Here is a 1,018-nt window from a genome sequence, read left to right as displayed (position 1 = left end):
CCACCCCTTTCAAGGTGATGAAGATTAGGGCACACTCCGTGTTCTCGAACCCGAAGATGGACTCAGTGGCGTGGTGCTGGATGCAGTGGTGGAACGCTTTATCGAACGTAGCCCGATCAGCGTGATGGCGCGGCCGGGGTTGCAACGCGCCCTCGATCCGGCCTGGATCGACGAGTTGTTCGAGCAGGAGCGTGAAACGCAGTACACGCGGGAGCTATTGTTCTCGACGACGGTGGAAATCATGTCGCTGGTCGCCGTGGGGCTGCGCCCGTCGGTGCACGCGGCGGCCAAGGCCAGTCCGGCGCTGCCGGTTTCCATCACCGCGCTGTACGACAAGATCAGCCGGAACTGGTTCGTGCCCTGGTGCAAGGCAGCGCGCGGCGGGTGGGGCCGGTCGTGCAACCGATGTTGCGCAAGCAGCCGCCGTCGGTGGACGGCTATCGCCTGCGCATCGTGGATGGCAGCCATTTGCCGGCGAGCGAAAGGCGCCTGAAACCATTGCGTGGGTTTTGGCGTGCGGCCTTGCCGGGGAGTCATTGGTCGTCTATGACCCGGATACGGCGATGATCGTCGATCTTGTGCCATGCGAAGATGCACATGCTCAGGAGCGAGCCATCATAGAAACGCTACTCGAATCGGCCCAGCCTGGCGAGTTGTGGATCGCTGATCGGAATTTCAGTACCCGTGCGATTCTTACCGGCTGGCAGCGTCGCGATAGTGCCTTTATCGTGCGTGAGCACGGCCGCAATCCGAGCCCCAGTGAATTGGACCAGGCAGTCGAAATGGGGCGAGTCGAGACCGGCATCGTGTACGAGCAAGCCGTCAGCATCGAGGATGAATCGAATGCACCGCTTGTACTCAGGCGCATCGAATTGCTGCTGGATCGCGCCACCGAGGACGGCGACACTGTGATCCGCCTGCTGACCAATGCCCCGGCCTCACAACTCACGGCCCAGGAAATCGCGCGCCTGTACCGGCAGCGCTGGAGCACAGAGAATCTGTTTCAGCGGCTCGGATC

At 62.0% G+C, this 1,018-nt stretch carries 2 protein-coding genes; both read left to right on the top strand.

Features of this window, described 5'->3' with window-relative positions:
* Window positions 1–70 precede the first annotated feature (70 nt).
* The gene (locus tag ACYP5B_RS33630; RefSeq protein WP_459572509.1) at window positions 71–493 is read left to right on the top strand and encodes a hypothetical protein; all 423 of its coding nucleotides are present in this window, start codon (window positions 71–73) and stop codon (window positions 491–493) included.
* 70 nt (window positions 494–563) lie between these two features.
* Window positions 564–1,018 (top strand): transposase (locus tag ACYP5B_RS33625; protein ID WP_459572508.1); only part of this gene is annotated, 455 nt, incomplete at its 3' end.

The organism is Cupriavidus sp. 8B (assembly GCF_054589115.1).
The sequence above is the reverse complement of the archived record's forward strand: the minus strand, read 5'-3'. Positions and strand labels throughout refer to the sequence as shown.